Origin of the sequence: Enterobacter cloacae complex sp. IR5412 (assembly GCF_049237385.1) — a bacterium.
GTDB lineage: Bacteria > Pseudomonadota > Gammaproteobacteria > Enterobacterales > Enterobacteriaceae > Enterobacter > Enterobacter intestinihominis.
Window position 1 is genome coordinate 197,283 of the sequence record NZ_JBMKHQ010000003.1, and the last position, 24,718, is coordinate 222,000.

Here is a 24,718-nt window from a genome sequence, read left to right on the forward strand (position 1 = left end):
GGCTCTATGGTCATAGCATGGGGGGGAGTATCGCGATCGAAACGGCAACGCTGCTAAAGTCACGCGTTAAAGGCCTGATAGTGTCTGAACCCAATTTTCATGCGGGTGGCGGGATGTTCAGCCGGGCAATTGCGGCCCAAACGGAACAACATTTTCTGGAACAGGGCTATGATGACATGCTGCGGGCGGAAACGACGGCGTGGTCTGGAAGCCTTCAAAGCAATGCCCCCTGGGCCGTCTGGCGCGGCGCAACGAGCCTGGTCAAGGGCGTTAAACCCGACTGGGAACACCTGTTTTTGTCATTGAGCTGCCCGGTCATGTTAGTTTTTGGTGAGTGGTCCCTGCCTGATGAAGATTTTAATCGCCTGCAACAAAAAGGCGTTGCTGTAAAAATTATCCCTGATGCGGGCCATTCAATGTCCTGGGAAAACCCGTCAGCGTTGGCTCAGGCTTTGTCTGGCTTCATAAACGGATCATAAAGGGGTAGCCCGCATTGCTGCGGGCTGCAATGATTAAGACAGCAAGGCAGACAAGGCTTTCCGCGCAGCAGGCTTAATGTCATACGGGCACTGATAATCCACATTCTCAATCGCGCGGGTGTAGAGCGCAACCAGCCAGTCATAAACATAGGCTGTCGCCGCATGAACAGGCTGCTCGCCAAGTCGGGTAAGACGGGGTGAAGCGTTGCTCACAACTGGCGTCACAAAAATTGGCTGACCTTTGCGGATCCGGCTTGCAGGCCGTTCAGAAACGGGCGTCAGTTCATAGCCAAGCCAGCTAACGAAATTGCCTGTCGCGGCATGCAGCTGCGCAGCACTGCTTTTATCTGTTTCTGCAATACGTTGCAGTTGCAGCGGCAGATCCAGCCGGTAGCTGGTAACGATCAGCACATCCGCAATCTGCTGTAATACCTCTGGGTCCAGGCCCAGACGGGCAGCCGCCGCGTCGTTGCGACTCCACTGACGAAGATGGTTAACCCACACGTTATGGGCCAGCCGCGCTTTGTCTTTGGTCTGCAACGCGCCTGGATTTTCCTGCGTCTCTTCCGCAAACAGATCGATAACATCGTTAAACAGGCCGTTGACCTGTTCCTCACGGGGCTGGTGAACCGTCAGCAGCGTCTCAAACGCATTTAACGGCGGGAGAAGTCCTTCAAGCAGTTCACCATGACGAGCGGCGCTGCCTTGCAGCGTTCGGACCATTTTTTCGGCCTCTGCCCGCCCTGCACCTGGCTCCTGAGTGAGTGGGGCGACGTATGCGCGCATCAGCGTCGAAAGAGACTGTTGCAACAGCCTTTTCAGCGCGTGGAGACGCTTCTGGCGCTGTGCTGGAAGGGTAGCCTGCGACAGCCATTCAATTACCCGCTGCATGCTGTGGGTATCGAGCGCCTGGAGCGTGCCCCAGCGCAGACCCGGCTGGCCCAGCAACTGTTGCACCGCTTCGTCCAGATTCTGCTTTGTGGTAAACCGCGCATCGTGAGGGGTAATGGCCCAGACCAGGCCCGGCAACGCGGACTCTTCCACCGGCTGCGTCTCTTTGACCCAGTTTTGCAGGAGCCTGGCCGTTTTTGCCGTCTGCTGGTGGTGGGCCGTCGCATTGCAGATAACCAGGACATCCGGCTGAATGTGCTGACGATAATGCTCCAGCAACCACAGGCATTTTGCCTGCATCATCAGTGGCGTGTTTTCCTCAGAAATGGCCGGAATATCAATGACGTCAACGTTATCCAGCACGCAGTTCTCAACGGGCAGCACCACTTCGCGTGTCAGACTGGCCAGCACATCGACGGGCAGGCTAATGGCATTAATTAACTCGCCGTTATTTACCGGATGAAGCAATGTTTCCTGCGCTTCCGGCACGGTAAAGGCCCCGTGAGTAAGGAAACCTTCACACGGCAGACCAAAACTGTCCACCAGCAGACTCAACGGCGCCGCAAGCGCGCTGGCATGGCTGGTTTGATGCAGCACCTGGGCGAGTTTAAGCCACTGCTGGGTTAACTCCTGCTGCTCACCCCACAGCAGAGACCAGACGCTGGCGCGGGTGCTGAGATCAAGCGACGGAACCAGCAGGGCAAACTGGTGCCACAGGGCATCATCAATATGCTGCTTAGCGCCGGGTACTACGGTTTGCCAGAACCGGGCAACGGTCGCGACTTCCTGCGCCGTTATTCCCGGCACGCTGTGCGGCTGACGCAGCGTACGCCACTTCTCAAGCCGGGCTTCAATCACCGATTTATCCACCGCACGGATCTGCGGATCCAACGTGGTGCGGGCGATAAACAGCTGTACCAGCTCGGCCTCCGTTACCAGGCTCAGGCGCAGGGGAAACGCGTCGTCTGCGACCTCGCTGGTCGCTCTGGTGAAACGCACGGCCATATTGGTCGGCGCATGCCCGGGGTTAATATGCGAGAAGTAATCAAACGTGCGTTGACCCGGCGTAACGTTCAGCCGTTCGTCGCCGCTGCCGCACAGGGAGGCCAGCAGATGCGCTTTCGCGGCCTGCGAGTGGCCGTATAAGCCGATGCTGCCCTGGCAGACAAGGGCACGTTCGAGGGCCTCTTCACGCGCGCGCGCGGCGTTAAGGCGGGCAAGCAGGGCGTCGGCTTCGTTATCCAGCATCGGGGCGTGCTGTCGCGTCTCGTTGATCCACCCGATTAAGGCCTGAGTGGTGGCAGTCGTCGCAGTCATTTGAGGTATACGCTCCCGCTGTCGATCCAGTAGTGGCTGCCGCTGTGTCGGCGATCGGCCAGAGTATTCAGTTTAAAGGTCAGGGCGTCCGGCGGCACTGGCGTGCCGTCCTGTAGCCAGGCATCACTCAGCTCGAAAGATTCCGGGCCCTCCTGCTTATTGCCGCCACGCAGCTTCAGGCGCACGTTCAGTACGCCGTCGCCCGCAATGGCTTTCGCCAGCTCGGCAGAGTTGATGCTCAGGGTATAGAGCGGCGTCGCGGGCCAGCGGGCATTGGCCAGTTGCCGGAAGCCCAGCGTAACGTTGCCGCGCAGCGGGAAGTGCAGACGGGCGTCCAGTTTCGCGCCGGGCTTATCGAGGTCAATATCGTGATACCAGACGTTCTCGTCCCGCAGGGTATTGATGGTGTTATCCAGCACGCCCAGATAGCGCACCGTAGAGTACGCGCCAATATCTGCTGCTTTAAAGTTAAAGCGCGGCAGACGAAGATCCAGCGCCAGGCTACAGAGCATCGCTCCCACGGCGGCTGTGGATTTCGGGTTGCCGATTCGTCCCTGCTGGCTGAACGGATACCATTCATGAACCTGGTATTTATCCAGCCAGACGATGCGGTTGACGGGCACCGGTTGCAGGTGGCGAATCAAGGCCTGAACGCCTGGCAGACAGCCTGGCCGTCCCGTGATCAGCAGAATATCGCAGCTGTAGTGAGAGATCGCCTCACATACCGCATGCAGCGGGGCGGCAAGCGTGAACTGACCCGCCAGCATCGCGTCCTGCATCTCGCGGAAACTGACGTGCAGCGGGACGCTGAACAGATCAAAGTGTTCTGAGCCGGCAGGCAACGCATGGTCGATCGCCTGCCGGAGATAGTTCATCACGTTGCGGGTCGGTTTTTGCGCAAGCAGATCGCCAAAGGTGGCATGCAGCCCGGCCAGCGGATCGTCAACATCGCTCGATTCCCACGCCGCCAGGATCGCGTGGCCGATCGGCATAAAGAGCTGAAGTGCCGTCTGCTGGCGCAGGACCGCCTGGGTATCGATCCGCCCGGAGTCACCGAACAGGGATGCCATCAGCTGGGAGGCATCGGCTATGCCGGATTTCTGAAGCTGGGTTTGCAGGGCGGGCAGAACGTAGCGCTGGATCACGTCCAGCAGCGTGTCGTCGCCAGCGACCTTGAACCCTTCGCGGAACAGCAGCTGCGGGGTGATTTTGACGTTATTCCCGGAACCATCATCTAACTGATAGTGCGTGATGGCCATATCCGTCGTGCCGCCGCCGATATCAATCGAGGCCACGCGCAGCGCACGCCCCGGCTGGACGCCAGGCTCAGGCGCGCGATCCGGACGGGCAAGGGAGGCGAAAAAGGCCTCGGTCTGGCCACCGAAGTGGGAAATGGCTTCGTTATACAGCCACACCAGCTGGCCGCAGCTGGCCTCGTCCCACTCCATCTGGATCTCAGGGACCGGCACCACGCTTTTTTCCTGCTGTTTGCGGCTGGCAAAATCTTCATCCTGCGGATGCCAGCCCATCGCTTTCCAGACGATGGCGATGGCTTCGAACATGCGGCGGCGGAAAATCTCGCGCTCCTGTTTCGGCATCGCCGAAGGCAGGGTGAGGATCAGCGTTCGCAGCTGGCGGGGAGAGGCTGGGAAGCCGAGCCGCAAGCGGGTGGCTACGCTGTTAATCTGGCCAAGCGCCTGAGCCAGCAGCTCGCAGAGCATGTGCGTCATCAGGGTGCTGCGGCTGTACTGCGGCGAGAACACCGGCAGGCGCTCATCCTGCGGCAGCGTAAAGAGCGGTTCCCCGTCGTCGTTCATCAGGTTCATCAGCGGAAACGCGGTTGCCAGCGGTTCGCGCTGAGTTTTGCTGTTCATCTGGCTAAAGCGCCAGTCCTGCACGACCGGCGTTTCGTCCCACAGATAGCGACGCGGGCTGGAGATACCGCTGTTGCCTTCCGTGCCCAGACGCTGCATCGCCAGCTTACGCGCTTCATCACCCACGCGGACAATGGATGGCCAGACGAACGCATCCTCCCGGCCGCTTTCCACCGAGAAGTGCTGCTTGCCAAAACGCGCTTCGGAAAATTCAAGACGGCTGGTAAACAGCGGCTCATTCAGAAACTGCGGCTCACTCAGGGAACGCACCTGGAGTTCAGCCGTCTGGCGCAGGCCGTCGTTGGCATCACCATGATCTTCAATAATCACGCCGCAGGTGTGGGTGTTGCCTACGTCAAGGATCAGATCGACAGGAATAGCAGGGGTGCTCAGGGTATGGGTGACAAACTTCACTTCCGGCACGGTGAGTTGTTCACCGAGCATGGAGAGCAGGTTGAGCCAGTGCGCCTGATATTCAAAGCTGCGCATGGCCTGATGCAGCTCGCGCTCGGCGCGTTTTTCAACCCCGTCAGCATATTGTGTGAAGGCTTCACGCAGCCAGCCGTCAATCCAGGTCTGGTCAAGGAAACTCTCAACCTCACTGTCGCGCCAGGCGAGGGCGAAACGCGTGCCGTTAAGAATGTCGTTTTCAACCGGCGACAGGGCAGACGTCGCATGCTCCGCAATCTGGCTGTCGAGCGCGACGGTGACCCGGTGCGTATTGCCTGCCGCGTCGGGCGTGGACAGCTTCCGTACCTGGACGCGCGCCCAGTTATCCGGGCCATCAACAAACGTCCGCGGCGGGTTAAAGCGCAGGAAAGGGAGCGGCAGCCAGACACCGTCCAGCACGGTCAGGGAGTCATGCAGTGGAATGGTGCTTTCAGGCTTGACCACTTCCGGCTTCCCGCCATCGGTGGCAGGCAGCGTGTACCGGCCGTTGACCAGGTCAAAATCCAGGCGCAGCAGCGGGCCATTTGCCGTTTTACGCACGAAACGCCCGTTGCTGGCGGTGTCCTGCGGAGTCAGGCCAAAATCGAGAAACTGTACGCCGCTGTTAGCAATCAACGTCACGCTCTGTTTATAGTCGCAAAGATTAACCAGCATAGGATCAGACACCTGCTTTCTTGAACGTCAGAGGAACGACGGTGTTGGCATCGTAACGTGCGGTGCATTCCGCCACGTCGCTGGCACCTGCCTTACAGGTCACTTCCGGCATCGGATAGCGTGAACCGTCGGTGCAACGAGCGTTTCCGCGCGTTTTGATCAACAGCTCGCCGTTGCTGTGTAATCCGGAAAAGACGTCTACCCGGCAGACAATGTTGTCGCCATGCACGACCCGGGCGAAACCTTTATTGTTCTGGATCTGGTAGCGCAGAGACGGCGGTTTGCCGGTGAGCGGATCCTGCACATCGAGAAACGCGCGCCAGGTGCCGTTCAGGAAGCGCGTTAACCCCGCTTTGACCTGGTTTGCCTCCATCACCATCGCATCTTTCGGTATCGCGGTAATGACCACCGGTTCGGCTGCCGGGGCAGGCGTCTTCACCTTGGGCTCTACCACTTCTGCCTGGTGCAGCGGGAGTTTCAGCTCAAGCGGCTCAACCGTCTTCACGGGGGCCGGAGCAATGGCGACAGGTGCTGGCGCTGATGAGGTAACTGGCGCTGCGGTCGGGGCCTGTTTTGGCCAGAGCAGCGGCGTGGCAATGGCTGCAATAATGACGGCGGCAACCGGCAGCAACCACAGGGGGGAGCGACGTTTTTTCTGCACCACCGCTGGTGCGGGCTCTGACGGCACGGTGTTCATGCGCACCGGCTCTGGCGTATACAGCTCATCTTCGGTGATACGGACGGTAGCCACAGGCGTGATAAGCGGCGCGTCGGCCTGCTCGAAGGTCACCACCGGGGCCGGTTCTGGCTCAGGTTCAGGTTCAGGTTCGTTAATCATCACGGGTTCAGGTTCAGGGACCAACGATTCGCGCAGGCAGTCCAGCACGTCGTCGCGCGCGTTTTCGTTAAGACTGACGAAACCCCAGAAGCAGATCACCGGTTTGCCATCCACCAGGAAAACAAAGTTTTCACCGGGAAACTGGAAAGCTTTAGAGAGCAGAGATCCAAACAGTTGCTGCGCCGTTTTCGGTGACTGAAGGCATTTTTTACTCAGCGACTCCATGCTGGCGAGCGTGTTTTCCAGATAGCGCAGGGCGCGAAAACGATCGTCTTCATCCGCCGCCTTCCAGCTGGAGACGGTTCCTTCAACCGGGGAGTACCAGTCAACGCGATCGCCGCCGTCATTGACCTGAGGAATGGCCAGGCAATCGACGATAGCCTGCTGTTTGCGCAACCGAAGCGCTTCGCGGATTTGCAGCGCTGATTCAAAAACGGCCTGTCCGCCGCCGCCAACGGCCTGAAAATCATCCAGATTGCCGCTGCGTAAAAGTGTTTTTGCCACGATTTGGTCCTGTAGACTTCTTCACGCCATTACTTTAACGAAACAGGTAAGCAAGCAAACGGCGGAGGAGACGACAAAAGGGACGATTTCTTGCGGCATTGATCGTAACGGTTGTGCTTGACGAATAATGGACCTTAAGGCAAATCGGTTTCTGCGGGCTGATGCTAAAACCAGCGAAATGTACGGCTTTAGAATAACCTGATAGTGATTCGTTATTTGTCAGGCCAAAACGTCTGTGCTGTTATTACTGTTCACTATAATAAAACCGAAAGGGTAATAACCATGTTTACAGGGAAAACCGTGCTCGCCCTCGCGCTGAGCGCGCTGCTACCGGCAAGCGCCGCATGGGCGGCAAACAAAGACACCATTATCTACTGCTCTGAGGCGTCGCCGGAGTCGTTTAACCCGCAGATCGCCAGCTCTGGCCCCTCGTTTGTTGCCAGCTCGCAAACGCTGTATAACCGTCTGATTAACTTCGACCCGGTAAAAAACACGCCGGTGCCTTCTCTTGCGGAGTCGTGGACCATTTCGCCAGACGGCAAAACATACACGTTTACCCTGCGTAAAGGGGTGAAATTCAACAGCAATAAATACTTCAAACCGACCCGTGATTTTAACGCTGATGACGTTATTTTCTCCGTTATGCGTCAGAAAGACCCTAAGCATCCCTATCACAATGTTTCCCAGGGTAATTACGAATACTTTAATGACGTGGGCCTCGACAAGCTCATTCAGGATGTGAAAAAGATCGACGATTATCACGTTCAGTTCACGCTGAGCGAACCCAACGCAGCTTTCCTGGCCGACTGGGGAATGGACTTCGCCTCGATCCTCTCTGCCGAGTACGCGGACGCGATGCTGAAAAAGGGCACGCCTGAAAATGTGGACACCTGGCCAATCGGCACCGGGCCGTATGTGCTCCAGCAGTACAAGGTGGATTCGCTGATCCGCTACGTCGCCAATCCGAACTACTGGGACGGTGAGGTGCCGACCAAACACCTGATCTTCTCCATCACGCCAAACGTTGAGACGCGTCTGGCGAAGCTGCAAACGAACGAGTGTCAGATCATTCCTGCGCCGTCGCCGGTGCAGTTTGAAGCGATCAAGAAAAACAAAGACCTGACCCTGCACTCGGTGGATGCGCTGAATGTGGGGTACCTGGCGTTCAACACAGAGAAAAAACCGTTTGATAACGTGCTGGTGCGCCAGGCTCTGAATTACGCGACGGACAAAAAGGCCATTGTGAACGCGGTCTTTATGGGGTCTGGTACGGTCGCTAAATCGCCGATCCCGCCGAACATGCTCGGCTTTAATAAAGACCTGAAGGATTACGGCTACGATCCGCAAAAAGCGAAAGCGCTGCTGAAGCAGGCGGGTCTGGAGAAAGGCGCGGAAGTGACCCTCTGGTCCATGCCGGTTCAGCGTCCGTACAACCCGAACTCCCGACGCATTGCAGAGATGATCCAGGCTGACTGGGCGAAGGTGGGCGTGAAGGCGAAAATCGTCTCTTACGAGTGGGGGGAATATCTCTCCGGCATGCGCAAAGGCGAGCATGATTCCGCGCTGTTCGGCTGGATGTCTGATAACGGCGATCCGGACAACTTCGCCGATGTGCTGCTGGGTTGTAACAGCATCAAAACCGGATCTAACGCCGCGCGCTGGTGTGATAAGGGGTATGATGAGCTGGTGCAAAAGGCCAAACTGACCAGCAACCCGGACGAACGTGCGAAGCTGTATGGCCAGGCACAGGAGATTTTCTACCAGCAGGCACCGTGGATTGCGTTAGCTAACGGCAAAACGTTCTACGCGACCCGCAGCAATGTGACCGGGTACAGCGTAAGCCTGATGGGCAGCGATTTCTCGAAAGCGAAGCTGAACTGATCGTATTTTGCCGGGTGGCGGCTATGCCTTACCCGACCTACGGGTGTCAAATGTAGGCCCGGTAAGCGTAGCGCCACCGGGCACGTGAAAAGGAGTGACAATGTCACATTTAAATGATGTTATCGCCCGCGTCGATGCCACCATCGAAGAGAGCGTAATTACTCACATGAACGAACTGCTGATCGAATTAAGCGATGATGCAGAGCTCAGCCGTGAAGATCGCTATACCCAGCAGCAGCGCCTGCGCACCGCGATTGCGCATCATGGTAAGCAGCATAAAGAAGAGGCGGAGGCACGCCATGCCCACCTTACGCAGGGTGGGACTATTCTGTAAGGGTTAAAACTGGCGCCGTGCCACCAGCCAGGCGCCGACCACCAGCATCACTGCGCCGCAGACCGGGCCAACCAGCGCGCGCAGGGGAACGCCGTTGCTCTTGAGGATGTCCATCACCAGACCGCCAATCAGCTGGCTTGCCACCAGGACGGCAATGGTCGTTGCCGCGCCCACATTCTGATAGCCGCTAATACTGGCAAAGACAAAAAAAGACCCCAGCAGGCCGGGGATCAACGTCCACCAGCGCACCGTTGACGCCAGTTCGTTAAACCCCGCCAGGCCATTTTTCACCAGCAAAATGCTGACAAACAGCACAATCCCCACCAGCGAGTTCAGCAGCATGGCGATAAGAATGGTGGAGGAAGATTGCGTAATACGCACCATCAGGGTGTTTTGCACCACCAGCCCAATCCCGGCGGCTACCAGAAACGCTAACGTCAACGATTGATTCATGGCAGAGCATCCGGATCGCTGCGCTCATCAAGCTGGAGCTGCATAAAGGTTAAGTCCAGCCAGCGACCGAATTTGGTTCCCACCTGCGGCATATTGCCGGTGGTAATAAAGCCCAGGGTTTCGTGCAGATGAATTGACGCCTGGTTCTGCGCCTCAATACCGGCAACCATCACGTGTTTACCGATCTGGCGGGCTTCCTTGATTAACTCCGTCATCAGCAGCCGGCCAATGCCTTTGCCCTGATGTTCGGGATGAACGTACACCGAGTGCTCCACGGTGTGGCGAAATCCGTCGAACGCTCTCCAGTCGCCAAATGAGGCGTATCCCGTCACCACTCCGTCTTCTTCACTGACCAGCACTGGATAACCCGACAGAGTACGCGCCTCAAACCATGCGATACGGTTATCGGTGTCGACAGTTTTATCATTCCAGATGGCGGCGGTGTGCAGCACCGCATGGTTATAAATTTCACCGATAGCGGCACAATCTTCTTTGCAGGCATGACGAACAATCATGGGTAACCTCTGGCTGTGTTGTTCACTATAGTAGTACGATTTACTCACAATATTACACAGTTCTTATATTGCATCGCTACGACAAAATCCCTATTTTTTTGTCACAAAACTGCCCCGAAAAACCATCCGTACACTATAGTATGACGTCATGAATACAATGACAGACAATATGAATCAACGCATTAGCGCCCGCATACGCCTTGAACGCGAGTCGCGGGGCTGGTCATTAAGCGAACTGGCCGAACGGGCAGGTATCTCACGCGCCATGATCCACAAGATTGAACGGGGAGACAGTAGCCCAACGGCGACGCTGCTTGCGCGGTTATCCGGTGCCTTCGGTATTAGCATGTCTACGCTTATTGCGCGCGCGGAAATGCAGGAGGGCAAACTGTTACGTCTGGCGAACCAGCCCGTCTGGCGCGATCCGCAAACCCACTATTTGCGTCGCCATGTGTCGCCGCGCAGCGATATGCCTATCGACCTCGTCCAGGTGGAGCTACCCGCAGGTAGCGATGTGCCGATGCCCGCCTCCTCTTATGCGCTGGCACGACAGCTGATTTGGTTGCAGGCAGGTGAACTGGTCTTTCTGGAGGGGGATACTCGCCATGAAATGAAGGCCGGAGATTGTCTGGAACTCGGGCCGCCGAACGACTGCCGGTTTATCAACGAAACGGATGAATCGTGCCTTTATCTGGTCGTGCGGCTTAATCAGTCCGGCTCATAATGCACAGGCGATCCGCAGGATAACGTGCCAGACTTGAATGACATTTTCAGCAGTAAGGAGCGATGAATGAGTCAATCTACTACGCAAAACCGACGCTGGGTACTGGCTTCCCGTCCACACGGCGCGCCGGTTGCCGATAATTTCCGCCTGGAAGAGCAGCCGATCCCCGCGCCCGCAGAGGGGCAGGTGTTATTACGCACCGTATGGCTCTCGCTTGATCCGTACATGCGAGGCCGTATGAGCGATGCGCCATCCTATTCACCTCCGGTCGAGATTGGCGCGGTGATGGTGGGCGGCACGGTAAGCCGCGTCGAGACCTCCCGTCATCCGGATTATAAAGAGGGTGAATGGGTTCTGGGTTACAGCGGCTGGCAGGAGTATGAACTATCCGACGGGCAGGGGCTGGTGAAGTTGGGTGAAAACCCGTCGCATCCTTCATGGGCACTCGGCGTGCTGGGGATGCCGGGCTTCACCGCGTATATGGGGCTGCTCGATATCGGCCAGCCTCAGGCAGGGGAAACCCTTGTCGTGGCGGCGGCCACGGGGCCGGTCGGCGCAACGGTGGGGCAGATCGGTAAAATCAAAGGATGCCGGGTCATCGGCGTGGCTGGCGGGGAGGAGAAATGCCGTCATGCGGTCGACGTGCTCGGTTTCGACGCCTGTCTGGATCACCATGCGGATGATTTTGACGAACAACTGGCAAAAGCCTGCCCGCAGGGCATTGATGTGTATTACGAAAACGTCGGCGGTAAAGTCTTTGACGCCGTGCTGCCGCTCTTGAATACCTCCGCGCGCGTGCCGGTTTGCGGACTGGTCAGCGGCTACAATGCGACCAACCTGCCGGAGGGTCCGGACCGCTTACCGCTACTGATGGGGACCATCCTGAAAAAACGCATCCGTATGCAGGGTTTTATTATCGCGCAGGACTATGGTCATCGTATTGACGAGTTCCAGCAGGAAATGGGCCGCTGGGTGCAGGAAGGCAAAATTCACTATCGCGAGCAGGTTACGGAAGGGCTGGACGCGGCGCCGGACGCCCTGATTGGCCTGCTTGAGGGGAAAAACTTCGGCAAGGTTGTGATCCGCGTGGCGGCCGACTAAACAGAGCATCGGTTATGGCGGGCAGTGTCCGCCATAATTATTTGTGAAGATACGATATATTGTCTTTAATTAATCCATAAGCTTTGCGCGCCTCGGCCCAGCTGAGCCAGAAGTGAAAAATGCAATATTATTTGAGCGATTTTAATATTACGCGCGCCCCTCATACCAGGCATGACGATACAGGATATATCTAACCGGCGATGTTTTTTTAAACAGACGCTGAAAATGGCATTTTGTTTGGCTACGGGAATTAAACATGCTTGATTTGGAACATATGGAAAAAGCACAAAGAATCAGTCTGACTTTGCAAGTAGAGAACAGTTTAAAGGGAGCATTAATTACGGGCTCATTAAAACCTGGGGCTCGACTCGTTACAAAAGAGATTGCGGATAAATTGGGCACCAGTATCACACCGGTGCGCGAAGCCCTGCTGCGCCTGGTGTCGGCGGGGGCATTACAGGCCACGCCAGCGCAGGCGTTTTTGGTGCCAGAAGTGACGCTGGAACGCTATAACGAAATTAACGCCATCAGAAAGCAGCTTGAACCGATGGCCGTTGCGGCGGCGTGCCAGAATATGACCGAGACCAAACTGGATGCGTTACGCGCGCTGTCAGATAACTTCAGTGCCGCCATGCATCAGGGCGATGTACAGAAAGCGATCCATGCCAACCGCGTGTTCCGGTTCACGCTCTATCAGTATGCCGAGATGCCGACCCTTCACTCGCTGATTGAGCAGCTCTGGGTACGGATTGGTCCGTGCATTCACTATCTGCATGAAGAGTTAAGCGAGGTTCCCGCAGCGACCTATCATTATGACGATCTGCTTTCTGCGCTTGAGCAAAGGGATGTGACGGCCAGCCGGGAAGCGATCGACAAAGCCATTGATGAAGCCAATATTCTTCTGCAACGGCAATACTACAGTTAAGGATCCCTCTGGCGCACTTATTTGTTTATTTGTATCAAACGTCCTTGATTATATTCCCGGCGCATCAGGCAACCGGGAATGATGTTATTTTGCTTATTTTTTTACCGGCAACGTGCGCTGCCGGAGAATGGTTTACTCAAAACGATAAGAGACCGACAGGCCCACGCCATAGTTACGACCAGGGGCAGGTTCGTAATAGCGGTTGTAGCCAGCGTTAACAATCTCTGAACCGGCGTACTCTTTATCGAACAGGTTATCGACGCGACCAAAGACGTCCATTCCCCATTTGCCGTAGTTGAGTTTATACCCGGTATTCAGGCCCACTACGGTATAAGAGGGCGCTTTAGCGGTGTTGGTATCGTTGGCCATGACATCACTCATGTAGCGGGCATCTGCCCCTGCGTACCAGCCTTCCTCAGGCTCCCAGCCAAACGACGCATATCCCATGTTACGGGCGATCCCCGGCATCCGGTTGCCGCTACAGTCTGCATTGCTACAGACGTTGGTGCGGTAGGTGGCATCAAGATAGGTCCACGCCATCTTCAGCTTCCAGTTCTCGGCAAACTGCTGGTCGAGCGCAATTTCCACACCCTGACGGCGCGTTTTTCCCGCGTTTTTATAAGTCGTGCGACCATCCTTGCTTTCGTCCACCACGATCTCGTTGTCGGTATCCGTGCGGAACAGCGCCGCCGTCAGGATGCCATTGCCGATGCGGGTTTTGCTGCCAATCTCATAGGTGTTGTTGGTGGACGGTTGCAGGTTCATATTGAGGCCACCTTTGCCATCAGAACGGTAGGAAAGTTCGTTGATGGTCGGCGTCTCAAATCCCCGTCCTGCCGCGGCATACAGGTTCCATGCGTCGGTCACGGCGTATTTCACCGCACCTGCCGGGAGCCATTTGTGGTAGCTGGCGTCGCCGCTGTCATCACCGTTTTGCGGGGTAATGTAACGATCATTGGAGTCAAACCAGACGGAGCTATAACGTACGCCCGCCTCTAAGGACAGTTTTTGCGTTAGCTGCCACTGGGTTTGCAGGTAGGGATCCAGGTTCCACATCAGATTGCGTTCGTCACGGCGTTTATTACCCTTCACGCCATAATCTGGCACGCCGTTGTCCATAACGAAGTTCTCATACCCGCGACGATTTTCACTCATATTTTCGTAGTTCAGCCCGGTGGTGAATGTCACCGGAACCAGCAGCTCACCGCGGTGGGTCCAGCGCGTATCAATACCCTGATAGTGACGCTGCATATCAATCACACCGCCCGAATGCGCAGGATTCTCGCGCTGAGTGGACGCCGGAATGGACTGGTACTGAGTCATTTCACGCTCACCGGCATACATCATCACGCTGAGGTCGTCCTGTTCGCTCAGCTGACGGTCGTAGCGGATCCCGGCCTGGGTCTGCTTAATGGTCTTACGCGTGTTGTACTGATCGCCACGTGGTGACTGGCGCGGGTTATTCTGCCACTCCTGATAGCTCAGTCCGCCCGGATCGTTGGCTTTCATGTCCACGCTGTTAAAAATCAGCGTCAGCTTGCTGACATCATTAATGCGCACGCCCAGTTTCGCGTTGGCGAGGTTTTTGCGCGCGCCGCTGTGGTCGCGATAGCCATGGGTGGTAAAACGGGTAGTGGATACGGCGTAATCCACATCGCCCGCCTGAGTACCATCACCCACCGCCCCGGTGGCCTTCATACCGTAACGCCAGGTGCCGTAGCTGCCGTAATAGCTGCTGGCTTCAATGGTGGCTGGCTGTTGTCCGGTCTGGGTGTTGATGTTGATCACGCCGCCGGAGGCATTACCGTACAGGGCAGAGAAGGGGCCGCGCAGCACGTCGACGCTCTCTATGCTGTTGAGGTCAATGTTTGATGTCTGCCCCTGGCCGTCGGGCATGGTTGCCGGAATGCCGTCCACGTACATACGGATCCCGCGTACGCCGAAGGTTGAGCGCGCGCCGAATCCGCGAACGGAAAGTTGCAGATCCTGAGCATAGTTCTGGCGGTTCTGGATTTGCAGGCCAGGTACGCTCCCAAGGGATTCAGAAAGGTTGATGCGCGGTGTGGCATGTCGCATATCCTCGCCGCTCACCACGCTGACTGCGGCCGGGGTGTCCAGTTCTGAGACGGTTTGCGGCGTGGCGCTGACGATCAGGGTCTGTTCATCCGCGGCCATCGCACTCAGCGGGCCAAAAATGACGGGAACGAACAACAGGGGTAGTGAGGCCTTATGGGCAGTAATAATTTTCATGGAGTAAGCCGGTTAAGAAAAAATTCGAACCAAATCAACTGGAACCTGTGTATATATGTTAAATCCTTTGTAAATGTTATGAAAACTATAACCGCACATTTCGTGAATGTAAGGTTTTGCAGGAAAGAAATACTCCACATTCAACTCATTAATGATTACTATTCTCATTAAAATAACGGCAAAGCGATGACTTTGCCCGCCGGAAGCGATGTCAGCGGTAAATCTCCTCATTTAAAAAGGAATTGTTATGTCTTTACGTCATCTGTGCTCGCCGCGCCTGCGTGGGTCTCTGCTGTTGGGCTCTTTACTGTTTGCCGGTACGTTCCAGGTTCATGCCGCTGAAGAGATGCTGCGCAAAGCGGTCGGCAAGGGCGCGTATGAAATGGCCGTCAGCCAGCAGGAAAACGCGCTGTGGGTTGCGACGTCACAAAGCCGCAAAACCGATAAGGGCGGCGTGGTCTATCGTCTGGATCCGGTCACGCTGGAAGTGACGCAGGCGATTCATAACGATCTCAAGCCGTTTGGCGCCACGATCGATAACGCCACCCAGACGCTGTGGTTCGGTAACACCGTCAACAGTGCCGTGACGGCGATTGACGCCAAAACGAGCGAGGTGAAAGGGCGCCTGGTGCTGGACGATCGCAAACGTAGCGACACGGTGAAGCCGCTTCAGCCGCGCCAGCTGGTGGCCGATGACACGACCAATACGGTATACATTACCGGCATCGGCAAGGAGAGCGTGATCTGGGTTGTTGATGGCGCAACGCTGAAGCTGAAGGACACCATCACGAACACCGGCACGTTCAGCACCGGACTGGCGCTGGATGCGAAGGCAAAACGCCTGTATACCACCAATGCGGACGGTGAGCTGGTGACCATTGATACCGCGACCAACAAAATCCTCAGCCGTAAGAAAGTACAGGAAGACGGAAAAGAGCACTTCTACCTGAACCTGAGCCTGGACACTGCCGGCCAGCGTGCGTTTGTGACGGATTCAAAACAGCCTGAAGTGCTGGTGGTGAATTTGAAAGATGGCAGCGTAATGCAGAAAATCGCCGCGCCAGAATCGCTGGCCGTACTGTTTAACCCGGCGCGTAACGAAGCCTATGTGACGCACCGCGAGGCGGGCAAGGTGAGCGTGATTGACGCCAAAACTTACAAAGTGACCAAAACCTTCGATACGCCGGTTTACCCGAACAGCCTGGCGCTGTCTGCGGACGGTAAAACGCTGTACGTGACGGTGAAACAGAAGTCTACCCGTCAGCAGGAAGCCACTCAGCCTGACGATGTGATTCGTATCGCGCTTTAAGGTGGGAATTGCCCGGTGGCGCTGCGCTTACCGGGCCTGGAAAACAATGAAATGCAGGCCGGGTAAGGCGTAGCCGCCACCCGGCTTTTTTATTAACGCGACGTCTCTTCCACCAGCGGACCATCCTGTTTGTCATCTCCAGGATGAACCGGGGCGGTACTGTGGATTTCATTCACGCGTTTACGCACGCCAAACCAGCCAGCAATCAACAGCACCGCCAGCAGCGGGATTGTAGCGATGGTGTAGGTGCCGTTAGGGTAGTCGAACGCCATCAGCACCAGCACGCTCAACAGGAATAGCAGGGTAAGCCAGGATGTTACCGGCGCGCCCGGCAGCTTGAAGCTGACGTCAGCCGCTTTCCCTTCTTTAATTGCTTTGCGCAGACGCATCTGACACACCACGATAAAGGCCCAGGAGGCGATGATGCCCAGCGCAGCGACGTTCAGCACGATCTCAAACACCTGAGACGGCACGAGATAGTTCAGGAACACGCCAAAGATATACACCACCAGCGTAGCCAGAATACCCGCGTAAGGCACCTGCTGCTTGCTCATCTTCGACATAAACTTCGGCGCAGAGCCCCCCATCGACATGGAGCGCAGGATACGGCCCGTCGAATAGAGCCCGGAGTTCAGGCTGGAAAGCGCGGCAGTCAGTACCACGATGTTCATGATGCTGCCCACGTACGGCACGCCCAGCTTAGAGAAGAAGGTCACAAACGGACTTTGCCCCGCCTGGTATGCATTCCACGGCAGCAGCAGTACCAGCAATACCACGGAGCCCACATAGAACAGACCGATACGCCAGATCACGCTGTTGATGGCTTTTGGCACCATCGTCTGCGGATCTTTACATTCACCTGCCGCCGTACCGACCAGTTCGATGGAGGCAAAGGCGAACACCACACCCTGCACCAGAACCAGCGCTGGCAGCAGGCCGTGCGGGAAGAAACCACCGTTATCGGTAATCAGGTGGAAGCCGGTGGCGTTGCCGTCCAGCGGTTTACCGGTGCCGAGGAATACGGTCCCGACCACCAGGAAGATCACAATGGCCAGCACCTTCACCAGCGCGAACCAGAACTCCATCTCGGCGAACCATTTCACGCCGATCATGTTCATGGTCCCGACGATTGCCAGCGCCCCGAGGGCGAACACCCACTGCGGCACATCGCCAAACGCGCCCCAGTAGTGCATGTACAGCGCAACGGCGGTGATATCGACGATACCGGTCATTGCCCAGTTAACGAAGTACATCCAGCCCGCGACATACGCGGCCTTTTCACCGAGAAATTCACGGGCGTAAGAGACAAAGCTACCGCTGGAAGGGCGGTGGAGCACCAGCTCGCCGAGGGCGCGAAGAATGAAGAAAGAGAAGATCCCGCACACCAGATAGACCAGGGCGAGCGCGGGGCCAGCCATTTGCAGACGTGCGCCTGCACCTAAAAAAAGACCTGTACCGATAGCGCCGCCGATGGCGATCATCTGCACCTGACGGTTGCCCATCGCCTTGTGATAGCCCTCTTCATGAGAGTTCAACCAGCGACGTTTAGCAGCATGATGATCGGCTGCGCTTTTATTGCTTGTTTTCATTGAGTTACCTGTTTGCCTGTCTGAACCATTAACGTGATAGTCCTGCCTGGCAGAAGCCGAAACAAACGATTGCTTCTGCGCAGACACATGCTGCCTTTCCAGTCATTCTGTGTATGGATAAGGCAAAACATGGCGAGGCATCCTACCCGCAATTGATAAGCGACGCAAAATATAACCGTGCCGAAAGTGATGCTCGTCGAAGGAAATCGTGTGGTCAGAGCAGACTGCGATCACAACGCGCTGAATCGTGACGTTTTTTTAGGCAAAAAGGTCTGTGAATGCTGATTTAATCATCAGGTTTACTTAATAGTTACCTATAGGTAGAGCTTATGGATGCCGCAGAGCTGCGATAAGTAATGAAAACGCGGAAGTGTGCTGGCGGCGGCTCGTATAATAGAGATGATAACCGGCAAAAGCCGGACACCAGGCTTCAAGCACACGCACTAACCGGCCCTCAGCAAGGGCGTCCTGAACCGCATCTTCCGGGACGTACGCCAGCCCCAGACCGTTTTCGGCGGCATCAATGCGTTGCGGCAGGCTGTTGAGGATCAATTGGCCGTCAACCCGCACGCGCAGCTCACGTCCGTCCCGTTCAAATTCCCAGGCATATAATCCGCCGCGTGTGGGCAGGCGCATATTAATGCAGCGGTGCTGATCAAGCTGCTCCGGCGTTTCCGGTACCCCGAAACGATGCAAATAGTCTGCCGACCCGACGACCGCCATGCGCATGTCCGGGGCAATACGTATCGCAATCATATCTTTCGCCACCTGCTCACCCAGACGCACCCCCGCGTCAAAGCGGCCATCGACAATATCTGTCAGCCCATCGTCCACCGTGACTTCAACGTTGATGTCAGGATACTGCGCCATAAAGGGTTTGAGCACGGGCCACAGCACGGCAGACATGGCGTGTTCCCCGGCGGTAAGGCGAATATTCCCGGCAGGTCTGTCGCGGGTATCACGCAGCGCGGTAAGTTCCTGCTCGATCTCCAGCAGATGGGGACTTAAACGCATAAAGAGTTGCTCGCCGGCCTCGGTAGGAGCCACGCTGCGGGTGGAGCGGGTTAACAGACGGACTTCCAGCCTCGCTTCCAGATTGCGCATCGCGTGACTGAGCGCCGACTGAGATACCCCAAGCTGCGCCGCGGCGCGGGTAAAGCTGCGCTCCCGGGCGACAACCATAAAGGAGAGCAGATCGTTGAAGTTGTCTTTTAACATGGCGGCTTATCCTATTTATGAATTGAACTCATAGTTCCTTTCTGATTATGCACTCTAATGCTCCCCATGGCTTTACGCTACTGTTAACGCAATAGCAAACGAGGAGTAGATCATGAAAATTATCCGTAGCGGTTCGTTACCTTCCGTTCAGGGGCCAGAGGCCTGGTTTACCGGCAGCGTGCGCATTGACGCACCTTTCCAGGCGACTGAACCGGCAAAAGTCGGCGGCGCGACCGTCACCTTTGAACCCGGCGCACGTACCGCCTGGCATACGCATCCTCTTGGACAAACGCTGATCGTGACGCAGGGGCGCGGCTGGTTACAGGAGTGGGGGAAAGAGGCGGAACCGCTGAATCAGGGTGATATCGCCTGGATCCCACCCGGCGTGAAGCACTGGCACGGTGCAAGCGTGCAGACGGGCATGACCCATATCGCCATCGCAGAAGCTGTCGACGGGAGCCCGGTGGCATGGCTGGAGAAGGTCACCGACGAGCAGTATCCGAACGAGTAGCGGTAAGCTATAGCTGATTTCCGGCAATCCAAATGTAAATTAATTGTTTCTCAGAGGTGAAATCCGCCTTTAATAATGACGACATGTTAAGTCAAACGAGAACGCAACATGTCATGGCGAATCAGCCTTCTGGATAAAAGCCCCGTCGCAGAACACGAAACAGCCGCCGATGCGCTGGCGCGAACCTTAGCACTGGCGCAACAGGCAGAAACGCTGGGTTATCACCGCTTCTGGATTGCCGAACACCACAATACCCCGCAGCTTGCCAGCCCCTCGCCGGAGCTGCTGATTGCCTGGATCCTCGGGCAAACAAAACGTATTCGCGTGGGCTCAGGCGGCGTCATGCTGCAACATTACAGCCCCTATAAAGTCGCCGAAAATTTTAACGTACTGGCCGCCATTGCGCCGGGCCGGGTTGATCTGGGCGTTGGCAAAGCGCCCGGCGGTCTGCCGCTCTCTACCCGCGCCTTGCAGTACGGCCTAAATCCGCAGGAAAAAGGCAGCTTTACTGAACAACTGACGCAGCTTGATCGCTGGATCCGCCCTGAAAATCAGTCAGCGGAGGAGGACGTTCGCGCCACGCCGCTGCCGCCGGTGCCTGCCCGGGGATTTCTGCTGGGCGCCAGTACCGAAAGTGCGCTACTGGCGGCCTCCCTCGACTGGCATTTTGTCTTTGCCGCCCATCTGAACGGTGATCCTGAGCTGCTGCGCGAGGTCGTCACAGCGTGGCGTCAACACAGCGTCCGGGAGGTGATTGTGGCCGTGCAGGTCATTGTCGCCCCAACCCAGGCTGAGGCCGATGCGCTGGCGCAGAAGGTTGAAGTGTGGGGCGTGGAGCTGGTAAACGGACAGCGCGTCACCGTGGCCAGCGAAGAACAGGCCTACGCCTTTGCGCGGCAGGCGGGGAGTGACCCGGTGCGCATCGCGCGTCGGGCGCAGTCTCTGCTGGCCGGAACGGCGGATTCGGTGCTTGAACAGCTCAACGCGCTGCATCAGCAGTGGGGAATTGACGAATTTATCATCGACACGCCGGTCGCCGATGGCGCAACGCGCGTGCAGTCACTGCGACTGCTGGCCGAGGCGCGATTTAACAGGGAGGTGACCGTATGAGCTTTAGCGAACAACTGATTGCCTGGCGCCGTGAGCTGCACCAGAACCCTGAACTCTCCGGTCAGGAGGTCGAAACAACGGCGCGCCTGCGCGAGTGGCTGACGGCGGCCGGGATTGCACCGCTGCCTTACGATCTCCAGACCGGGCTGGTTGCGGAGATCGGCACGGGCAACGCACTGGTTGCGCTGCGCGCCGATATCGACGCGTTACCCATCGACGAGCGCAGTGGGGTGCCGTTTAGCTCCCGGCGTGCGGGGGTGATGCATGCCTGTGGCTATGACATCCACACCAGCGTGATCCTCGGCGCTGCGTTAAAGCTAAAGGAGCGGGAAGCCTCGCTCAACGGTCGCGTGCGGATCCTGTTCCAGCCTGCGGAAGAGAATTTCGGCGGAGCAAAAAGTATGGTGCGGGCCGGGGCGTTACGTGACGTACGCGCGATTTTCGGAATGCATAACGAGCCTTCACTGCCGGTCGGCGAGTTTGCTACGCGCGGCGGCCCATTCTATGCGAACGTCGATCGCTTCGTTATTCATGTTACCGGCAAAGGCGCGCATGCCGCACGTCCCCATGAAGGCAACGACGCCATCGTGCTGGCAAGCCAGCTGGTGACCGCGCTGCAAAGCGTAGCCAGCCGTAACGTTAACACGCTGGATTCGGTCGTTCTGAGCGTGACGCGCATCGCCGGGGGGAATACCTGGAACGTGCTGCCGGAAAGCGTTGAGCTGGAGGGCACGCTGCGCACGCACCGCACGGAAGTGCAGCAGAACGTGAAAGCGCGCGTCGGTGAAATCGCCGCCGGATTTGCCAGCGCCTTTAGCGCGCAGATCAACATCACCTGGTACGCCGGGCCCACCGCGCTGGTGAACGATGAGCACTGGGCCGGGTTTGCCACCTCGGTTGCGCGCGAAGCGGGATATGAAACCCGGCATGCGGAACTGCATATGGGCGGGGAGGATTTCGCGGTCTATCTGCAAAACATACCCGGCGCGTTTGTCAGCATTGGCAGCAACAGTCCGTTTGGGTTACATCACCCGGCATTTAACCCGGACGAAGCATTGATCGAACCCGCTGCCCGCTATTTTGCTCAGCTCGCGGAAAAAGCCCTGCAACACTTTTAATTAATTTGAGGTGAATATGTCTGCACATCGTCAATTGCGGCTGGGGACCATTTTGCATGGTGCATCCGGAAATATGTCTGCCTGGCGCCACCCGGCGGCGGTCGCGGATGCCAGCATTAATTTTGATTTCGTCAAAGAAACGGCTTTAAAAGCAGAAGAGGGCAAGCTCGACTTTATATTTGTGGCCGACGGTCTTTATATTAACGAGAAATCCATTCCGCATTTTTTAAACCGCTTTGAGCCGCTGACGGTGTTGTCCGCGCTGGCGAGTATCACCTCGCGCCTGGGGCTGGTCGGCACGTTATCCACCTCGTACAGCGAGCCTTTCACCGCTGCACGCCAGTTCGCCAGCCTCGATCACCTGAGCAACGGACGCGCAGGCTGGAACGTGGTGACGTCGCCGCTGGAAGGGTCAGCGAAGAACTTCTCCCGCGAAAAACACCCGGAGCATGCGCTGCGCTACCGCATTGCCGATGAGTATCTCGACGTGGTGAAAGGGCTGTGGGACTCCTGGGAAGGGGATGCCTTTATCCGCAATAAAGTGAGCGGACAGTTCTTTGATGCGTCGAAACTGCATACTCTGGATCACCACGGTGATTTCTTCCGGGTTTCTGGCCCGCTGAATATTGGCCGCACCCCGCAGGGACGTCCGATTGTCTTTCAGGCTGGTGCGTCCGACGACGGTAAAAAGCTGGCGGCAAAACATGCTGACGCGATTTTTACCCACCATGACACGCTGGAAGAAGCCCAGGCTTTTTACCGCGATGTTAAACAGCAGCTGGAAAGTCACGGCCGCCGCGCAGGGGATTTACATATATTCCAGGGCGTCAGCGTGATTGTTGGAAACGACGCCGATGACGTAGAAAACCAGTATCAAACCACGGCGGCACTGGTCTCCATTAATGATGCGCTGAATTACCTCGGACGTTATTTCGAGCATCACGACTTCAGCCAGTATTCCCTCGACGCGCCGTTCCCGGACATTGGCGATTTGGGCAAAAACAGCTTCCGCAGCACCACCGATGAAATCAAGCGTAACGCCCGTGAGCGCAACTTAACTCTGCGTCAGATCGCGCTGGAAGCCGCATCGCCGCGCCCGCGTTTTTCCGGCACACCGGAGCAGGTGGCCGATGGTTTACAGGCCTGGTTCGAGGAGAAGGCGGCGGATGGCTTCATCATTCAGGGCGGTACGCCGGACACCTTCCCGCGCTTTGTCGACCAGGTGGTCCCCCTTTTACAGGCGCGCGGCCTGTTCCGCACCGACTATCCCGGCACCACGCTGCGCGAAAGTCTGGGCTTAGACGAGCCCAAAAATCAGTTCACACAACAATAAAAGAGAAAAACGCTATGCAGAAATCATCGCTTATTCTGGCGCTTGCGCTGGCTTTTACCCCTGCCGTCTGGGCAGAGAACGTCAATATTAACGGCACCGGCGTGAGCATTGAGGCCAATAAAACGCCGATCAATACCGCCAAAAACAGCGATGCGATCGCGCAACTGCCGAAAGACTATCGCTTTGCCGTGCCGGGGAAATTTACCGTGGCGGTAGCGGGACTGAATCAACCGCCGCTGACGGTCTTTTCCGACGACAACAAGACCCTGCTGGGAAGTGAGGTCGACATTGCGCGTCTGGTGGCGGACAGCCTTGGGCTGGAGCTGAACGTGGTTCCCACCTCCTGGGAGGACTGGCCGCTGGGGGTGGCCTCCGGGAAATACGATGCGGCTATCAGCAACATCACCGTCACCAAAGCGCGCAAAGAGAAGTTCGACTTCGCCACCTATCGCAAGGATTCACTTGGCTTCTACGTGAAATCCACCAGTCCCATCAACTCGCTTGTGAAGGCAGAGGATATCGCCGGGCTGCGCATCATCGTGGGTTCCGGCACCAACCAGGAAGCCATTCTGCTGGCATGGAACGAAGAGAACCTCAAAAAAGGGCTGAAACCCTTTACGCCGATCTACACCAAAGACGACGCGGCCCAAACGCTGGCACTTCAGTCGGGACGCGCGGACGCCTACTTTGGCCCGAACGTGATCGGCGCCTGGAAAGCGGCGCTCAACGGTAAAACCAAACTTGTCGGCAGCGTCGACGGCGGCTGGCCGAAGGCGGGGCATATCGCGGTGACGCTGAAAAAAGGCAGCGGCCTGGTCGAACCGGTACAAACCGCGCTGAACGGCGCAATCAAGAACGGAGATTACGACAAGGTGCTAAACCGCTGGGGGGAAGGCGTGGAGCGTATCTCCAGTTCCGAAGTTAACCCGGCGGGTCTGGGCGATTAAGGAGGCGCTATGCAGGAACAATTTCGTGACGTTTCGCCGGAAGATGCCGATCTTCAGCCCATTATCGCGGGGCTTTTCGGTGAGTACGCCGCTCGTTACGGCGACTACTTTTCAAAGGATGCGGAAGTCGAGCTGACAGAGTGGTACCTGGCGCCGCAGGGGCTGTTTATCGTCCTGGAGCGCAATGGCGAGATCATCGCCACCGGGGCGTACAAGCCCTTCGACGAACATACCGCAGAGATCAAACGTATCTGGACGAATAAAACGCTGCGCCAGCAGGGACTGGCCGCGCGCGTGGTACAGGAGCTGGAGCGCCGGGCGGTGCTGGCGGGTTACAGCCACATCTACCTGACTACGGGGTTTCGTCAGCCGGAGGCGGTGCGGCTCTATCTC

19 protein-coding genes and 1 pseudogene are annotated in these 24,718 nt (G+C 57.0%); 12 read left to right on the forward strand and 8 right to left on the reverse strand.

The features are described from left to right. Window positions 1-479: alpha/beta fold hydrolase (locus ACOTX2_RS07255; protein ID WP_421625895.1), on the forward strand; the 479-nt coding region annotated here is incomplete at its 5' end. A 33-nt stretch (window positions 480-512) separates the two neighbouring features. Here ACOTX2_RS07255 and ACOTX2_RS07260 read toward each other — a convergent pair. The 3 genes from ACOTX2_RS07260 to ACOTX2_RS07270 are packed head-to-tail and all read right to left on the reverse strand — an operon-like array spanning window position 513 to window position 7,007. After that, window positions 513-2,687 carry a virulence factor SrfC family protein gene (locus ACOTX2_RS07260; RefSeq protein WP_063147271.1) on the reverse strand — a complete coding sequence of 725 codons (2,175 nt, stop codon included), beginning with the start codon at window positions 2,685-2,687 and terminating at the stop codon, window positions 513-515. Continuing rightward, on the reverse strand, window positions 2,684-5,665 hold the full coding sequence (locus tag ACOTX2_RS07265) for a virulence factor SrfB (RefSeq protein WP_063147272.1): 2,982 nt from the start codon (window positions 5,663-5,665) through the stop codon (window positions 2,684-2,686). Before ACOTX2_RS07265 ends, ACOTX2_RS07260 begins: the two co-directional genes overlap by 4 nt. Window positions 5,666-5,669: 4 nt before the next feature. After that, entirely contained in the window at window positions 5,670-7,007 is a 1,338-nt protein-coding gene (locus ACOTX2_RS07270; RefSeq protein ID WP_063147273.1) for an SrfA family protein, read from the reverse strand. Window positions 7,008-7,289: 282 nt separating this feature from the next. Between ACOTX2_RS07270 and ACOTX2_RS07275 the strand changes: the two genes are divergently transcribed. Together ACOTX2_RS07275 and ACOTX2_RS07280 are read left to right on the forward strand one after the other, a co-directional pair. Continuing rightward, window positions 7,290-8,888 (forward strand): ABC transporter substrate-binding protein, encoded by a 1,599-nt coding sequence (locus tag ACOTX2_RS07275; RefSeq protein WP_058646538.1) that lies wholly within the window; start codon window positions 7,290-7,292, stop codon window positions 8,886-8,888. A 100-nt stretch (window positions 8,889-8,988) separates the two neighbouring features. Next, complete coding sequence (locus tag ACOTX2_RS07280) at window positions 8,989-9,222, forward strand: YdcY family protein (protein ID WP_022648243.1); 234 nt, start codon at window positions 8,989-8,991, stop codon at window positions 9,220-9,222. 3 nt (window positions 9,223-9,225) lie between these two features. On the opposite strand, the gene ACOTX2_RS07285 is transcribed toward ACOTX2_RS07280, so the two are convergent. Then, window positions 9,226-9,675, reverse strand: coding sequence for a DMT family transporter (locus ACOTX2_RS07285; RefSeq protein ID WP_022648242.1), 450 nt, complete (start codon window positions 9,673-9,675; stop codon window positions 9,226-9,228). Next, complete coding sequence (locus ACOTX2_RS07290; RefSeq protein ID WP_023306282.1) at window positions 9,672-10,190, reverse strand: GNAT family N-acetyltransferase; 519 nt, start codon at window positions 10,188-10,190, stop codon at window positions 9,672-9,674. The genes ACOTX2_RS07285 and ACOTX2_RS07290 overlap by 4 nt, the downstream gene beginning before the upstream one ends. A gap of 148 nt (window positions 10,191-10,338) precedes the next feature. Here ACOTX2_RS07290 and ACOTX2_RS07295 point away from each other — a divergent pair, with 148 nt between their 5' ends. The 3 genes from ACOTX2_RS07295 (at window position 10,339) to ACOTX2_RS07305 (ending at window position 12,940) form a co-directional block, all read left to right on the forward strand. Beyond that, window positions 10,339-10,914, forward strand: a complete 576-nt coding sequence (locus tag ACOTX2_RS07295) for a helix-turn-helix domain-containing protein (protein WP_017382277.1) — start codon at window positions 10,339-10,341, stop codon at window positions 10,912-10,914. A gap of 66 nt (window positions 10,915-10,980) precedes the next feature. After that, complete coding sequence (locus tag ACOTX2_RS07300; protein WP_022648239.1) at window positions 10,981-12,015, forward strand: NADP-dependent oxidoreductase; 1,035 nt, start codon at window positions 10,981-10,983, stop codon at window positions 12,013-12,015. Between the two features lie 256 nt (window positions 12,016-12,271). Continuing rightward, window positions 12,272-12,940 (forward strand): GntR family transcriptional regulator, encoded by a 669-nt coding sequence (locus ACOTX2_RS07305; protein ID WP_022648238.1) that lies wholly within the window; start codon window positions 12,272-12,274, stop codon window positions 12,938-12,940. Window positions 12,941-13,072: 132 nt separating this feature from the next. On the opposite strand, the gene pqqU is transcribed toward ACOTX2_RS07305, so the two are convergent. Next, window positions 13,073-15,190, reverse strand: coding sequence for a TonB-dependent receptor PqqU (gene pqqU / locus ACOTX2_RS07310; protein ID WP_063147274.1), 2,118 nt, complete (start codon window positions 15,188-15,190; stop codon window positions 13,073-13,075). Window positions 15,191-15,437: 247 nt separating this feature from the next. Between pqqU and ACOTX2_RS07315 the strand changes: the two genes are divergently transcribed. Next, a complete protein-coding gene (locus ACOTX2_RS07315) occupies window positions 15,438-16,499 on the forward strand; it encodes a YncE family protein (protein WP_022648236.1) in 1,062 nt (353 codons plus the stop codon). A gap of 92 nt (window positions 16,500-16,591) precedes the next feature. Here the strand turns inward: ACOTX2_RS07315 and ansP are convergent, their stop codons facing one another. Both ansP and ACOTX2_RS07325 read right to left on the reverse strand, forming a co-directional pair. Continuing rightward, window positions 16,592-18,088, reverse strand: coding sequence for an L-asparagine permease (gene ansP / locus ACOTX2_RS07320; protein ID WP_022648235.1), 1,497 nt, complete (start codon window positions 18,086-18,088; stop codon window positions 16,592-16,594). A 327-nt stretch (window positions 18,089-18,415) separates the two neighbouring features. Next, window positions 18,416-19,306 carry a LysR family transcriptional regulator gene (locus tag ACOTX2_RS07325; protein ID WP_063147275.1) on the reverse strand — a complete coding sequence of 297 codons (891 nt, stop codon included), beginning with the start codon at window positions 19,304-19,306 and terminating at the stop codon, window positions 18,416-18,418. Between the two features lie 112 nt (window positions 19,307-19,418). On the opposite strand from ACOTX2_RS07325, the gene ACOTX2_RS07330 reads away from it, so the two are divergent. The 5 genes and pseudogenes from ACOTX2_RS07330 to ACOTX2_RS07350 all read left to right on the forward strand — a co-directional run. After that, a complete protein-coding gene (locus ACOTX2_RS07330) occupies window positions 19,419-19,817 on the forward strand; it encodes a (R)-mandelonitrile lyase (protein WP_063147276.1) in 399 nt (132 codons plus the stop codon). 108 nt (window positions 19,818-19,925) lie between these two features. Then, on the forward strand, window positions 19,926-20,927 hold the full coding sequence (locus tag ACOTX2_RS07335; protein WP_058646546.1) for an MsnO8 family LLM class oxidoreductase: 1,002 nt from the start codon (window positions 19,926-19,928) through the stop codon (window positions 20,925-20,927). After that, window positions 20,924-22,045, forward strand: coding sequence for an amidohydrolase (locus ACOTX2_RS07340; RefSeq protein ID WP_100148803.1), 1,122 nt, complete (start codon window positions 20,924-20,926; stop codon window positions 22,043-22,045). Before ACOTX2_RS07335 ends, ACOTX2_RS07340 begins: the two co-directional genes overlap by 4 nt. A gap of 16 nt (window positions 22,046-22,061) precedes the next feature. Continuing rightward, window positions 22,062-24,325, forward strand: a pseudogene (locus ACOTX2_RS07345) (NtaA/DmoA family FMN-dependent monooxygenase). 9 nt (window positions 24,326-24,334) lie between these two features. Then, window positions 24,335-24,718 (forward strand): GNAT family N-acetyltransferase (locus ACOTX2_RS07350; RefSeq protein ID WP_421625896.1); only part of this gene is annotated, 384 nt, incomplete at its 3' end.

Excerpts from the sequence above, each read along its gene's own strand:
- ACOTX2_RS07300 (WP_022648239.1), top strand. The coding sequence starts at position 10,981 with ATGAGTCAATCTACTACGCAAAACCGACGCTGGGTACTGGCTTCCCGT.
- ACOTX2_RS07275 (WP_058646538.1), top strand. The coding sequence starts at position 7,290 with ATGTTTACAGGGAAAACCGTGCTCGCCCTCGCGCTGAGCGCGCTGCTA.
- ACOTX2_RS07295 (WP_017382277.1), top strand. The coding sequence starts at position 10,339 with ATGAATACAATGACAGACAATATGAATCAACGCATTAGCGCCCGCATA.
- ACOTX2_RS07280 (WP_022648243.1), top strand. The coding sequence starts at position 8,989 with ATGTCACATTTAAATGATGTTATCGCCCGCGTCGATGCCACCATCGAA.
- ansP (WP_022648235.1), bottom strand. The coding sequence starts at position 18,088 with ATGAAAACAAGCAATAAAAGCGCAGCCGATCATCATGCTGCTAAACGT.
- ACOTX2_RS07325 (WP_063147275.1), bottom strand. The coding sequence starts at position 19,306 with ATGTTAAAAGACAACTTCAACGATCTGCTCTCCTTTATGGTTGTCGCC.
- ACOTX2_RS07340 (WP_100148803.1), top strand. The coding sequence starts at position 20,924 with ATGAGCTTTAGCGAACAACTGATTGCCTGGCGCCGTGAGCTGCACCAG.
- ACOTX2_RS07290 (WP_023306282.1), bottom strand. The coding sequence starts at position 10,190 with ATGATTGTTCGTCATGCCTGCAAAGAAGATTGTGCCGCTATCGGTGAA.
- ACOTX2_RS07260 (WP_063147271.1), bottom strand. The coding sequence starts at position 2,687 with ATGACTGCGACGACTGCCACCACTCAGGCCTTAATCGGGTGGATCAAC.
- ACOTX2_RS07330 (WP_063147276.1), top strand. The coding sequence starts at position 19,419 with ATGAAAATTATCCGTAGCGGTTCGTTACCTTCCGTTCAGGGGCCAGAG.
- ACOTX2_RS07315 (WP_022648236.1), top strand. The coding sequence starts at position 15,438 with ATGTCTTTACGTCATCTGTGCTCGCCGCGCCTGCGTGGGTCTCTGCTG.
- ACOTX2_RS07285 (WP_022648242.1), bottom strand. The coding sequence starts at position 9,675 with ATGAATCAATCGTTGACGTTAGCGTTTCTGGTAGCCGCCGGGATTGGG.
- ACOTX2_RS07265 (WP_063147272.1), bottom strand. The coding sequence starts at position 5,665 with ATGCTGGTTAATCTTTGCGACTATAAACAGAGCGTGACGTTGATTGCT.
- ACOTX2_RS07305 (WP_022648238.1), top strand. The coding sequence starts at position 12,272 with ATGCTTGATTTGGAACATATGGAAAAAGCACAAAGAATCAGTCTGACT.
- ACOTX2_RS07335 (WP_058646546.1), top strand. The coding sequence starts at position 19,926 with ATGTCATGGCGAATCAGCCTTCTGGATAAAAGCCCCGTCGCAGAACAC.
- pqqU (WP_063147274.1), bottom strand. The coding sequence starts at position 15,190 with ATGAAAATTATTACTGCCCATAAGGCCTCACTACCCCTGTTGTTCGTT.